This is a genomic window from Cognatilysobacter terrigena, assembly GCF_004361065.1.
Classification (GTDB): domain Bacteria; phylum Pseudomonadota; class Gammaproteobacteria; order Xanthomonadales; family Xanthomonadaceae; genus Cognatilysobacter; species Cognatilysobacter terrigena.
The window spans coordinates 88276-101203 of the sequence record NZ_SELT01000003.1 but is presented as its reverse complement, the minus strand read 5'-3'; the positions used below and the strand labels follow the sequence as shown (position 1 = coordinate 101203).

At 60.4% G+C, this 12928-nt stretch carries 11 protein-coding genes; 2 read left to right on the top strand and 9 right to left on the bottom strand.

The genetic code is table 11. The features are described 5' to 3' along the window. Positions 1–212: 212 nt before the first annotated feature. A complete protein-coding gene (locus EVS83_RS03535) occupies positions 213–617 on the top strand; it encodes a hypothetical protein (RefSeq protein ID WP_133499636.1) in 405 nt (134 codons plus the stop codon). Between the two features lie 172 nt (positions 618–789). On the opposite strand, the gene EVS83_RS03530 is transcribed toward EVS83_RS03535, so the two are convergent. From EVS83_RS03530 to EVS83_RS03495, 9 genes are all read right to left on the bottom strand, one after another. Beyond that, positions 790–1737 (bottom strand): SOS response-associated peptidase family protein, encoded by a 948-nt coding sequence (locus EVS83_RS03530; RefSeq protein ID WP_133499635.1) that lies wholly within the window; start codon positions 1735–1737, stop codon positions 790–792. 154 nt (positions 1738–1891) lie between these two features. Further along, complete coding sequence (locus EVS83_RS03525) at positions 1892–4966, bottom strand: error-prone DNA polymerase (protein ID WP_133499634.1); 3075 nt, start codon at positions 4964–4966, stop codon at positions 1892–1894. After that, positions 4963–6378 carry a Y-family DNA polymerase gene (locus EVS83_RS03520; RefSeq protein ID WP_133499633.1) on the bottom strand — a complete coding sequence of 472 codons (1416 nt, stop codon included), beginning with the start codon at positions 6376–6378 and terminating at the stop codon, positions 4963–4965. The genes EVS83_RS03525 and EVS83_RS03520 overlap by 4 nt, the downstream gene beginning before the upstream one ends. A 9-nt stretch (positions 6379–6387) precedes the next feature. Continuing rightward, positions 6388–7002 carry a translesion DNA synthesis-associated protein ImuA gene (gene imuA, locus EVS83_RS03515; protein WP_133499632.1) on the bottom strand — a complete coding sequence of 205 codons (615 nt, stop codon included), beginning with the start codon at positions 7000–7002 and terminating at the stop codon, positions 6388–6390. Continuing rightward, positions 7002–7610, bottom strand: a complete 609-nt coding sequence (gene lexA, locus EVS83_RS03510; RefSeq protein WP_133499631.1) for a transcriptional repressor LexA — start codon at positions 7608–7610, stop codon at positions 7002–7004. Before lexA ends, imuA begins: the two co-directional genes overlap by 1 nt. 669 nt (positions 7611–8279) lie before the next feature. Beyond that, complete coding sequence (locus EVS83_RS16225; protein WP_166636784.1) at positions 8280–8609, bottom strand: nucleotide-binding domain-containing protein; 330 nt, start codon at positions 8607–8609, stop codon at positions 8280–8282. A gap of 9 nt (positions 8610–8618) precedes the next feature. Then, positions 8619–9671, bottom strand: a complete 1053-nt coding sequence (locus EVS83_RS03505; protein ID WP_133499630.1) for a cyclic GMP-AMP synthase DncV-like nucleotidyltransferase — start codon at positions 9669–9671, stop codon at positions 8619–8621. Positions 9672–9674: 3 nt separating this feature from the next. Then, positions 9675–10640 carry a CBASS cGAMP-activated phospholipase gene (locus EVS83_RS03500; RefSeq protein ID WP_166636783.1) on the bottom strand — a complete coding sequence of 322 codons (966 nt, stop codon included), beginning with the start codon at positions 10638–10640 and terminating at the stop codon, positions 9675–9677. 475 nt (positions 10641–11115) lie between these two features. Next, on the bottom strand, positions 11116–11895 hold the full coding sequence (locus EVS83_RS03495; RefSeq protein ID WP_133499628.1) for a hypothetical protein: 780 nt from the start codon (positions 11893–11895) through the stop codon (positions 11116–11118). A gap of 267 nt (positions 11896–12162) precedes the next feature. Between EVS83_RS03495 and EVS83_RS03490 the strand changes: the two genes are divergently transcribed. Further along, positions 12163–12909, top strand: a complete 747-nt coding sequence (locus EVS83_RS03490; RefSeq protein ID WP_133499627.1) for a hypothetical protein — start codon at positions 12163–12165, stop codon at positions 12907–12909. The last annotated feature ends 19 nt before the right edge of the window (positions 12910–12928 follow it).

The following is a 12928-nucleotide window of genomic DNA, read 5'->3' as shown; positions in this document are numbered from 1 at the left end:
CGATGTCTCGGGCGACCAGAGCCGAACATGGTGCCTCTAACCCACTGATTTAAGTGAGGAGATAGCGTCGATATTTTCTGAAAACTTCCTAAAGAAAAACAAAAAATAATTCGCCTAAAAGTATTTGTTGCATCGTTCGAAATCGATCCATAGATTTTTTTGGCCCTGTCGCTGTGACAGGTGAAGCCAACTTGGATTGAGGGAACCACCAGATGAAAGACAAGCGAACTGCAGCACCAGCGACATTGGACGAAGTATCTGACGCACTTTGCCAGGCACTCGACGCCATTTACTTGATCAATCCGCCTATCGAATCGAATATTTCCGTCGCCGAGTTTTCCTTGGGAAAACTTCCGAAAGGATTGAATGCCAATAACCCGACAGATATGACGTGGTTCTTCGTTGATGCGTCGCTGTCGCGAGTGAAAGAAGCGGCAGTGATCCTGAGTGACGTCGAGGAGTTCGCTTCCGACATTTGCAACCCAGATCCCATGGACGAGGGTGATTACATCGAAGTTGCACGCGCTGCGCGCGTAGCAAGGCGACTGACCGGCAAGCTTGCTGACTTGGTCAGCCGCCTTCAGCCTCCCTGCACCGCTCCCGCGGCCGCCTTGTAGTCGCTGGAAAGCGGTCGCCTCGGAATACGGAGGGTGGAACTCAACCCTCCGCTACAAACAAGAACGACGCGATGTCCCTATACGGGAAGCGCGGCACACCGCCTTCCCGCTACGCTAGCGCTCAGCTGCACAGCGGAACTCGTCTGGTACTCTGACAGCAAATGACTTGAGGTCAGGCAGCTTCTCGATGCTCGTAGAACGGGTGCCTGCGGTCATCGAACATCGCGTAAAACTCGCCCAATGATCGCCCCTGGGGATTGAGCCAGGCGTCGACGTATTCGGGCTTCAAGTTCACGATCGTGCGGTCATGCCCGGCCGCCGCTACCTCGGCTTCGGGTTCGTCCGTAATCGCCGCAAACGAATAGAGGTCCGGCTCCTCGCCTTTCGGGTCGGTCCACTTCGACCACAGGCACGCCACATACATCGGCTCGCCCGTGCGCGGGCGAAATTCCAGCACTCGGTTCTTGCCGTCGGGGCCTTCGACGTTCTCGTAGAAGCGCTCCACCACCATCAGTCCGTGGGATTGCCCGAACGTGCTGCGCCAATAGCCTTCCAGACTGTCGCGCCGCGCGGTGTAGGTGCCTGGATACTTGGCGTCGTGAGACGCCGGCTTGCCGCAGACACGGCACTGATAGCGCATCGGCCTTAGCACGCGCTTACCGTTCTCCACGATCAACACCGGCGCGTAGACGCCGGGGAAGATCCGATCGTCCTTCTGTGGTTTTGCCTCGGTTCGCTTGATGTCCGCGAGCTTGGCCTTGATCAGCGCAATCTTGCTGGTCGCGATGCGCTGATCATCTAGTGCCTTCTTGGTCGTCTTGGTTTGAAGCGTGCGCTCAGCGTCGTTGAGGCGCTTGACCTGCTTGAACAGCTCCCGTTCCTGCGCGCTGATCTGCTGGGCATTCCACTCATCGATCATGGCTTTGATCTGGCGCTCGATCGGCGTCTTGGGATAGTCGAAGTTGCGATCCATGCCCTTGGGGATCTTCGGCGCCGCCTTGGACTTGCGCGGTTCCTTGCGAAAGCCATACAGCTGCGCGAACTCGTGGATGTCGATGACATCACCGAACTCTTTCACATAGGCGTTGAAGGCTTGCCAACACTGAGCAGAGAAGCACATGAGAGATTCTCCAAGCTCGCCAGCCCGTCCGCTGGCGAGCCCAAGCGACTTACTCAATTAGCCGAGCTGCCGGATTCCGATTAGATGCCTAGGGACGGCCGATCGTCTACCCACCAACTTCAGCTGCCGGGTCAGGAGCTGCATTCTTTCCGGGCTAGTGGAAATCGCGACTCCGAGCGTCAAGACCACCGATAAGCTCGCTCATGTCGTGCAAGCGTCGCGCAATCAGGTTTCCTACGCCGTCGACCGTCTCCCACTGCCCGTCTACCGCGAGTAGTCGCGACCCCAACAGCTCGCGCCGCTGGCGGTTGCCCAGATCCGGCCAGACGATGACCTGAATAACCCCTGCCTCGTCCTCCAAGGTGAGAAATGTCGTGCCGTGCGCCGTCGACGGCCGCTGCCGCAGGCTGACGATCCCCGCTACGCGCACCCGCGACCCATTGCGGCGCTTCCACACGTCTGACGAGGTAAGGCATCGCCTCTCTGTCAGACTCGGGCGCACCAACGCGATCGGATGGATCCCTAGCGTCAGGCCCAAGGTGCCGTAGTCGGCCAGCAGATCGTCTCGCTGGCTGGGGGCAGGCAGCTCGACGTCCAATTCGTCCGGACTACGATCAAGCAATGGCGTCTGCGCTTCCACGCCCGCCACCGACCACCGGGCCTCATTGCGATGCCCCGACAGGGCCTGCAACGCCCCGGCTTCGACCAGCACGGCCCGCTCCCGCCGATCCAGTCGCGCCCGGTGGCACAGATCCTCCGCCGAGCGAAACGGCGCCATTGCCCTCGCCTGCTCGATGCGTTGCGCAGCCGCCTCGTTGAACCCCTTGATCTCGCGAAACCCCAGGCGAATGGCCGGTTGCTCGGGTCCCTTGGCATCTTCCAGTGTGTTGTCCCAGCAACTGCTCAGCACGCACACAGGTCTGACCTCCACCCCCTTACGGCGGGCGTCTTGCGTGAGCTGACTCGTGGAGTAAAACCCCATGGGCTGGCTGTTGAGCAAGGCGCAGGTAAACGCGGCTTGCTCGTGGCATTTGAGCCAGCAGCTTGCGTAGGTGAGCAGTGCAAATGACGCGGCGTGGCTCTCGGGAAAGCCGTAGCCGGAGAAGCCTAGGATCTGCTGGAACGTCTCTTGCGCGTAGTCCAGCGTGTAGCCGCGCGCGAGCATCCCTTGGATGATCTTGGCCTCGTGCACGTCCATGTTGCCGTGGCGCTTCCACGCAGCCATGGAACGGCGCAGCTGATCGGCTTCGCCTGCGTTGTAACCGGCCGCCACCATGGCCACGCGCATGACTTGCTCTTGGAAGAGCGGCACGCCCAAGGTGCGCCCGTAGATGGCCTCGATGTCCTTGTTTGGGTAGGTGGCCATTTCTTTGCCCTGCCGACGCGCGAGGAAGGGATGCACCATCTTTCCCTGGATGGGGCCGGGGCGAATGATCGCGACTTCAATGATGAGGTCGTAGAAGCATCGCGGCTTCATGCGCGGCAGCATCGACATCTGCGCGCGGCTTTCAATCTGAAACACGCCCACTGTGTCGGCCTGGCAGATCATGTCGTAAGTCGCTTCGTCTTCCGCTGGAATGCTGGACATGCAGTAGTCCTGCCCGCGGTGCTCTCGAATGAGATCCAGTGCCTTACGAATGCAGGTCAACATGCCAAGCGCCAGGCAGTCGACTTTGAGCAGCCGCATGCTGTCCAGATCATCCTTGTCCCACTGGATGATCGTGCGGTCCTCCATGGCGGCGTTTTCCACCGGAACCAGCGTGGACAACGCCGCATCGGAGATCACGAAGCCGCCCACGTGCTGAGACAGGTGCCGCGGCTTGCCTAGCAGCTGCGCCGTCAGGCTCACGATTTGGCGCATAACAGGTGACTCAGGATCAAAGCCCGCTTCGCGCAGGCGATCTTCCATCGGGTCGTCGCCCGACCACCACCCGAAGCAATCCGACAGTGCCTGCACTTGATCCTCGGGCAGCCCCAACGCCTTGGCCACGTCGCGCACGGCCGACTTGCCCCGGTAGGTGATGACCGTGGCCGCCAGCGCTGCGCGCTCCCGTCCATACCGGCGGTAGACGTATTGGATTACCTCTTCGCGCCGTTCGTGCTCGAAATCGATGTCGATATCCGGCGGCTCGTTGCGCTCTTTAGAGATGAAGCGCTCCATGAGCATGTTCATGCGCATGGGATCGACTTCCGTAACACCGAGCGCGAAACACACGGCCGAGTTGGCCGCCGACCCGCGCCCTTGGCACAAGATGTTCTGGCTGCGCGCAAAGCGCACGATGTCGTGCACGGTGAGGAAATACGGCTCGTAGTCAAGCTCTCGAATGAGCGTGAGCTCATGCTCGATCTGGGCTCGGACCTTCTCCGTGATGCCGTTGGGCCAGCGCCAGGCGATGCCCTCCTCGGTCAACTGGCGCAACCACGAGGCGGGCGTGTGCCCATCGGGCACGACTTCGGCGGGATATTGGTAGCGCAGTTCATCCAGCGAAAAAGAGCATCGCGCTGCGATCCGAACTGTCTCGTCGAGCAACTCGCGTGGGTAGATGTTCGATAACGCCAAGCGCGAGCGCAGATGCCGCTCGCCATTGCGAAACAGATATTTCCCCGCCTGCGCTACTGGCGTGTTGTGCCGAATAGCGGTCATGACGTCTTGCAGTGCGCGACGCCTGCGGATGTCCATGTGGACGTCGCCCGCGGCCACTAACGGCAGCGACAGCTCATGCCCGAGTGCTTGCAGGGCCGCCAGCTTGCGTGCGTCGTGCTGATCACGATGCAGGCCCACGCCAATCCATAGTCGCCCTGCAAAGCGCTCTCGCAGGAACAGACCCTGTTCGCGGCGCAGTTCATGGCACGGGATCCACAGCACCAGCACGCACGGTAGCTCGCCTAAGTCCCCGCGCGTGAGGTGATAACTACCCTTCTCCGCGGCACGCCGACCGCGCGTGATCAGCGCACAGAGCGCCTCATAACCCTGCTTGTTCTGCGCGATTAAAACCAGTTTTAACCCATCAACCAGGCGCACTTCGGTGCCGATAAGCAACTTCACGCCACTGTCTTTGGCCGCCTCGTGCGCGCGCACGATCCCCGCCATGGAGCACTCGTCAGTAATGGCCAAAGCCGTGTAACCACACGCCTGTGCGCGCTCAAACAGTTCACGCGCCGTGGCCGCGCCTCGCTGAAACGAGAAGTCGCTGACGCAGTGCAGTTCCGCGTAATCGGGCAGGCTCATGCAAACCAGCCATGCAGCATCCATTGATCCTGCGTGCCCACGGGCGAAAACACCCACCCCACCTGCCCTTGTGCGGTGCGCACAACGTAGTAGTCGCGTCGTGCATCGCGCTCCCACCACCCGCTTTCCAGCCGCTCGGGTCCGTCGAGGATCTCCACCACGCGATCGCGTAGGGGCACGGGGCGATTGAGCAACCACACGGGGCGCGTGGGCCGCACAGGCGCTACACCGCGTCGTCCGGGACGAGCTTTCGCCCACGATCGCTCAGGGCGAGGATCGTCGTCGCAGCTGGCCACTTGATACACCGCATCGGGCCCAAGCCGTGCGCGCAACCTCTCGCGTAATTGATCCCACGGCACCATGTGCGCAGGCCGCTGATCGAACAGGTCCCGAGAGGCAGGAATGAAGGGAGGCAGATGCGAGGCAACAAGTCGAACGCCCACGGTGGCTTTGGGCACCTGCGCGCGTTCCAGGCACCCCTTGGCCAGCTCAAACAAGGTGGCCGGATCGCGCTCGGCGCCCAGCAGCCCAACCTCGATCGGCGTGGCCGCGATGCCCTCGTGCTCCAACTCGATGACAAAGTGCTGCACCCCGCCGTCTCGACCCGCCAGGTAAGCCGCCAGATCCGCCGTCAGGCGTCGAACGGGAAACACCAGCGCCTGGTGGTTCTCCACCTCATAAGACAGCTCGATGCGCACATCGAACGTGTCGGGTGGCGCATAGAACTCCAGCATCTCGGGTGCATCGCCATGCATCCGATCCAAGGTGTCAATCAAGTCGGCACCAAAGCGCCGTCGCAATCCGTCGCGCGGGAGCGTCATGACCTGGCGCAGGTGCTTCACGCCCATGGCATACAGACGCGTTGCGCAATCACCCGGCAGACATGCGCGACGCACGGGCACCCGAGCCAGCGTGGAGCGCAGCTGATCCAGCGTCAGCACGCCAATGCCGTCTTGCACCCCCGCCAAGACACGTGCGCCCATCGGTGTGGGTGCCAAGGCAATGCGATGGCGAAAACCCAGTTCGGTCAGCTCATCGCGCAGTCGCGCTTGAAACAAGCGCCATTCTCCCATGATCGAAAAGCTGCGCCCCACTTCCAAGACGATAGAGCGATCCCAGCCGGCAAAGACTTGGGACGAAAAGCGATAGGCCCACGCGGCCAAAAACCGTTGCCAGCGCGCATCCTCCTCGGGGTCGTGCCCATGTGTGGCAAAACCGGGGCAGATCGCTTGTGCGGCGACCAATCGCTGACCGGGGCGCACGCCCTGTTCAAACGCGGCGTGATTGACCGAGAGGATCTCGCGCCGTTGCGCATTGCCACCCACCAACGCCAAAGGTGCGACGGGGTCGGGGTGGCGACGCAGGACGCAGTCGATGCCCAGATGCGGGAGATAAATACAGGCCCAGAGCATGCGCGCGCCTCAATGGTGGCCGGCGACAACAAAGGCCTGCGCAGGCGCCACGCCGCCGCGACATTTGCGCACCCGCACGCTCCGTGTGCGACCGACATCCAGCCGCAATGCTGCGGGACTCGGGTTGGTCGCGAACTTCGCATCGCGAAACACGAACGCGAGACTTCGCCCCGCATCGGCGGCCACCTGCAGTCGACGCAATCCATGGTCGTCGACCTTGCGCGGCCAGCCCAGCACTGCAGCACACGCACCGGAGCGCAGGCACTGCTCAAACGCCCACAGCTCACGACTAGGCTCTGCATCCACGATATGCACGAAACGCAGATCAAATCCTCGATCTTCCAAGCCGTGTGCATACGGCACATACGGCGGCGCCACAAACGCCACCGCCTCACCGCCCTGCGTGAGGCGCGCCAGGGTCGGCACCAGCAGATCGAACTCCCCGACTCCATCGACGGGGTGAAGCACTTCTATCAGCGCGTGCTCCGGCCATCCACCCAACGGTAACGCGGCATCGAGCAACGCATGGCCTGTGGGCTGCGCACTGGGCGGCAACGCAGTCGGCTGTCCACGCCAGACTTTGCGTTCGATCAACAGCTCGTCAAGGGCGACCACCTGGCCCATCAAAGCACCCGGATCAGACCGCAGAACAAGCCCTCAATGGCGAAGTAGTCCGTCGGATCGGGATCGATGTGCGCGTAGGACGGGTTGCACGAGAGCAAGCGCAGCTGGCTGCCCTTCTTGTGCAAGCGCTTGACCGTCAACGCCTCGTCGCCCAGTCGCGCCACCACGATTTGCCCATGCTCGGCATTGCGCGTGGGATGCACGCCGATCAAGTCGCCGTCTTGAATGCCGGCGTCAATCATCGAGTGGCCTTCTACGCGCAGCAGATACTTCGGCTGCGGCTTGAACAGGCTGCGATCAATCGCGACACGCCGCTCGACATACGCATTGGAGAACAAGGGCTCGCCCGCGGCCACATGGCCCACCAAGGGCAGCTCCACCGTGGTAATCGGTTTGGCCTCGCCGATTAGGCGAATGCCGCGCGCACCGGGAGCCAGCGCGATATGCCCCTTCTCCTCCAGCGCTTTGAGATGTTTAGCCGCGCCGTTGGGGCTGGCCATGCCAAAGGCATCGGCAATCTCTTGAAGGCTGGGCGGGCGCCCGCTCTTCGTCATCTCGCGACGGACAAAGTTGAGGATGGCCAGCTGGCGAAGGGTCAGGTCGGTCATAGGTGTAAATATTTACACCTACACCCGTGTGAGTCCGCAATCATTTTCTCCGCCCACTATCGCTTGACGGTCTGAGACGAAGTCAGATCAAGGCGTTGCGCGCGGGCCTTGAAGCGCAGGTCGAGCTGCGCAGCTGGCGACTAACGATCCGACTGCGCGGGTCAAGGTGGTCAGCCCCGATGGACCAGCTTCACCGACGAGCGGCGTCTCTCACGGCGAAGAGACCGTTGCCTTGATGCTGCACTGCACATCTCATCGTCGAGAAGTCCGATGGAGCATTCGGACGTTACCCACCTGGACCATGGGCGCTACCTGATCTTCCGCCTCTGTGCGAGGACGACCTTGTGCGTCCAGTTGAGTCGCCCGGCATCGCACTTTCGCGACCCGAATGTCCTACATCGGAGCACTCATGATTTCCAACCTTCCAAGCGCACTGCGCTAGCGCTGACTCTGCTGACCGTTGCCTCCACCCTCGCTGCTGTCGCAAGCCTCGGCGTGCCACAGGGCAAGATCCACACGGGCGGCATCAAAGCCTCCAAACTCCCGCCGGGGCGCTAGCTTCTGGAGGAGTGCTACATCCAAAGCCGCAAGACCGCTACTGGCCGATAGCGGACTCCGAATTAGCAGGCGTTGGTCCTGCAGCTGGACGGCACGTCCTGCGCAACTGTTCTAGCGACGCCGGTTGATCAGCGTGTACGCCGGGCGACTCGGCCGACGGACCGGGCTGGGCATCGAGGTCACGGTCACCGGAATTCGAGAGATCGAGCGAATTCGTCCGCCCACACGGATCTCGCAATCCATGAAGTGCCGACCCGAATAGGCCACGTGTTCGGTGCGCTCAAGCTCGCCTCGATCTAACCAGCTATGACCAAGGTCATTCTCGCTGTAGGCATGGTCACCCGTGTTACGCACGACCCACCGAATTGTCGAACCAGCCGGCAAGATATGCGGGTTCGTGATTCGGAACTTGAGCGTTTGCCCTATGCGCGCGAAATCCACTTCACCCTCCTAGGTGCGAGCGCGCCGCCCGTCTGTCTCATAGACGTCGATGGCGATCGTCGGTGTTGCAATCACCGCGCTCTGCTGAGCATCGGCTTCGACGAGCCCTTCGCTATCCGGAAGTGGAAACAGAAAGTCGAACGCGTCCGTCCAGGCAGCGACGGCGGCCCCTTCGTCTACGTTGGAAGTCGCTCGCTCACAAACTTCTAGAAGTTCGTCAAGCGCCTGGAGGAAGCGCTCCTCGCCTTCAGAGCTCAACCTATTAAGGTTCCCGTCTTCATCAGAGCCAACAGGATTTGCGACAGCAGTGCTCAGCGCAAGGCGATCGACTATCGACGTCACCACTTCCTGCAGGGCATCGTCATCTTCGAAATCTCCACCTTCCACAGTCTCTGCATAAGCATCGACTGCAAGCACTGTAAGCAACAGCGAACTCGGACGCGCCTCTTGGTCGGAACTAAAGCGCAGTGCGGCCCACGCTTTTAGATAACGCACCAACCGCCGAGCTTGCGCCCGTTCGTCTCCATCGAGACGGTCCTGAAACCACCGGACCATCTTCTCTGGGTCACTGAGCTCCCACTCGTCATCCATTGTCGCCAGTCGCGCGACGCCGGTGTCCGAGTTGTGATGGTAGATCGGGGTATCGATGTGGAAGTGCTTCTCGTACTTCACCCGAGAACAGCGCTGCTTCGGCGGGTCGATGACCCGGCACGTCGTTTCGCTTTGCTGGGCAAACTCTTGGAGCGAAGCCTGCGCGTGGCCGCGAAGATCAATAGGCGCCAGAGGCATCTCGCCGCTTCCCCACTCTACATAGACCCCTACGTCCACATCGTAATCGCCACCGTAGATAGGGCGAATAAGCGTGTGCAGTTTGTAAGAGCCCTGGAGCCAAGTGGAGACGGAATAGCCACACCGTCTCCGAAGGTCTGACTCAAGGTGCAGCTTTAACGCGTCCTTATTCGACTTAAGGAAATCACGCTGGGCGTCACTTGGGCGAACACGCTTGTTCAGCGTGTCAGCGTCAGCGGAGGTACTAAAGAAGTACTTGGCGGCTGCGCCCATCGTTTACTCCACGATCCAACGGCGAGGTGTATGAAAGAGAAAACGCTGAATGGCCTCTGTGCCAAGGACATCACTTACGTCTTTCGCAGCGAGACCGAGCAGGGCCTTTTGGGCAGCGGCGTCTGCCTTGTCAAGGCCAACGGTTCGCATGACGGTGTCAGATGGCTCACCGTCAATTCGCGTGTAATTCTCACCCAAGCGGTGCTGCACAAGCTGGATCGCAAACTGCTGTTGTGCGGCAAGAACTGTTTCGATAAGCGGGAACTTGAGCGGCTTCAGCCATTGCCAGACGCCCATACCGCGCTGAATATCACTGGGCAAAGAATATCGCGACGATAGAGTTCCAACGCTGAGCATTCGGACCCGGTCATCGCGTTGACCCATAAACCGGTTCGCCTCGTGAAGCGCGACCAGGTCCGGCGCGTTTGCGACGAGCCCACCATCTGCGAACAATTGGTTGTCGATTTCAGCCAAGGGAAAGTAGATCGGCGCCGCGGCCGTGGCCAATGCCACTTGATATGCGTTGTAGCGATGATCTCGATCCCACGATGGGTCGTGCCGTGTCTTCAGGATCTGTTGCTTCCCCGTCGTCATATTTAGCGCTGGGATGACGAGCGCGTGCCTCGCGTCACTCAACATCGCATCGCGATCTATCAGTTGCGCAATCACTTGCTGAAGTGGAGCGGGATCGTAGAGATTGCTCGCAAGACCAGCCAGTGACCGCTTCTTCCGGAAGATCGCCGGTCCATGCTCGGCGAACGTCTCCACAACCTTGCTCATCGGCACTTCGAATGCCGCAGCGAGCGCGACAATGCCCCCGATCGAAGTTCCGGCGATAAGGTCAATTGATTGCGCGATGGGACGACCCGACCGCTCTTCTAAACGTTGCAGAACATGAGCGCTATAAAGCCCACGAAAGCCGCCGCCGGTGAGCGCAAGCGCCTGGAAATACGGTTCGCTTTCTGTCATAGGCGCTCCCATCGGTTCTCTGACCCTAAGACTAAACGCTTCAGTCTCGCGCGCCGAGACTGGCGCCTCCCTAGGACAACAATTGCGTGACGACCCAGCTACGGCCTCATGCGGGGCTATGCGAAGGGCTGCGTCAGCATTGATGCAGGGTGGCACTAGCGCGTGGAAGTTCGGGCGCTAGCCCTCGCTGCCTAGCTCCCGTTCGCTTCACTCGGACCTCGGCCGGTGTTGTCGCGTCGATGACGGACATAGGATCTACGACTCAGCCTGCCCGAGCCCATCCGCACATTCCACGCCATTCGGTAAGACTTTTCCGAATGCGCGCTGGTATAGATCTGTGGCGGTATCGGTTGGGCTGACGAAGACGACGACGCTGACCAGCCGACGTCCGGTTTCGACCCAAAGCGGACATCGGTGCCTAACGCCTGAGTTGTACGCCCAAAAGCGGACCAGCGATCGACGCGTTGCCGCTCCCTCAGACAGCCGGCCAGCGGGGGGCCGGCCGCTCGCCGGCTCGCCACTCGCGTGCCAAGGCTTCTGGCCGCTTGAACCATGAGCGCTGGAAGCTAGCGATACTCTCGATCCCGCCAAAGAACGCGCGGTCGCAAGTAACGACAAACGCCGGAAGCATCAGGCAATCAAATAGATCAACGTCAAGCCCGTCGTTCCTCTTCCTTGGGCTGTAAGGATCATAGGGCTCTTTCGCGCGCTTCATTCGCGCCGCCTGACGAAACTTGTAGCGAATCTCAAGGTGCCGGCGGATGCTCAAAGGCGGCAAAACGTGAGGCGCCTCACCGTCTATCGCAGGGGCTACAAATCCCGCCAGATATTCCGCAATGCTGTCCGGGTCGCTGCTCGCGATGTCAATGCCGGAAAGCTCGGCGCGGAGCGCAACTTGTTCCAACATCCGAGGCCAGTTCTCCCTCCCTTCACTGCGCAGGTGATCAAGCGGAATGCCGTCAGATTCGATAGGCGAACTTGGGTCCAATATGGCCTTCCAAGCCAAGTCGCTTGCGTCCCTTGCCTCGTGGCCTTTCCACCGATCCAATCGGCTTGTGACTAGCGCACGCAGATCACCGCCGCCGAACATGACCGGGAGTTCTTGGTCGACGAACGTCTGCAGGCCCCGAACCATAAGTAGGTGCTGCTCAAAGGTCGTCTGACCGTCCTGATACTGGAGTAGTAACTCCGCTGCTGTTACGTCGGCCAGCGAGAAGCGGTAGCCGTCCCTACTCATTTCAGCGAAGGTCGTCACCCAGTCTGGGTGCTCCTCGAGAGCGATCAAACGAACGGCCGATGTATCAATGACCACCCGCACCTGTGCAACTTGAATGTCTATGCTCCTCACTCTTTACTCAAAATAGAAGCCGCTTTGCCCACGGGGCTGCCATTAGTCGGTAAGCCAATGGGTAGACCTCGGCGCCCACCTGCTAGAGCTGCAGCAAGTTTTGTTCGCCCCCCCAACAAACTTCAGATAGCGGGACACGGTGATGACTCCAACAATTGCAGACAGCTGAAGCCTATGACCCGTCGAAATGACATTTTGGAGAAGATTCGGGAGGCCATGATTTTTGCTTGCGCCCAATCCGAACGCTTCACGAGCAGCAAATCGGAAACGCTCGCCGCTGAATACATTTTCACCGTGAGCGTAGCGATGGCAATTGCCGAGCTCAACGGACCGCCGGGAGAGCCCTACGTAATTCGGCTGGAACGCGACGCAAAGACTTTCAAGAAGGATTGCGTGCTTCCAGTGAAATTTGGCAAATGGAACGACCGGTCGGAGAAGCGGTTCTTGAGAGCCGATGACCCGACGATCGATCGGCCAGGGCGCGTAGACGTTACTGTCTACAGTGACTTGCCGAATAGCGGATACTTCGGCCTGCAACCTATCTGCGCGATCGAGCTCAAAGGCTTCGACCCGGCCGCCAACGTGATTGAGGCGGACTTGAAGCGGAACTTGGAGTTTCTGAGGACGACTGGACCAACGGGCGACAGCGTGCTCGAGTTTACGGTGTTCTGCGCGCTGCATTCGTACAAGCGACTCGAAGATGCACAAATGGATCGCAATCTCCAAGCTCTAAGAGATCGATACGCTGACTACGTTAGCGCGCTGGGCGCGCTGGCCGACATTGATGTTGATGTCACTGTTCGGACAATTAGTTCGGAGCAGGTCGGAACGGTTATTGAAGGCCCTGACTACGCAGAACTCGACGACAGTTCGCGTCACCATTTCGCCGGGGCAATCGTGGTCTTTTCGCGTGCCAGCTAGCCGGCGCCCCGGCGAATAC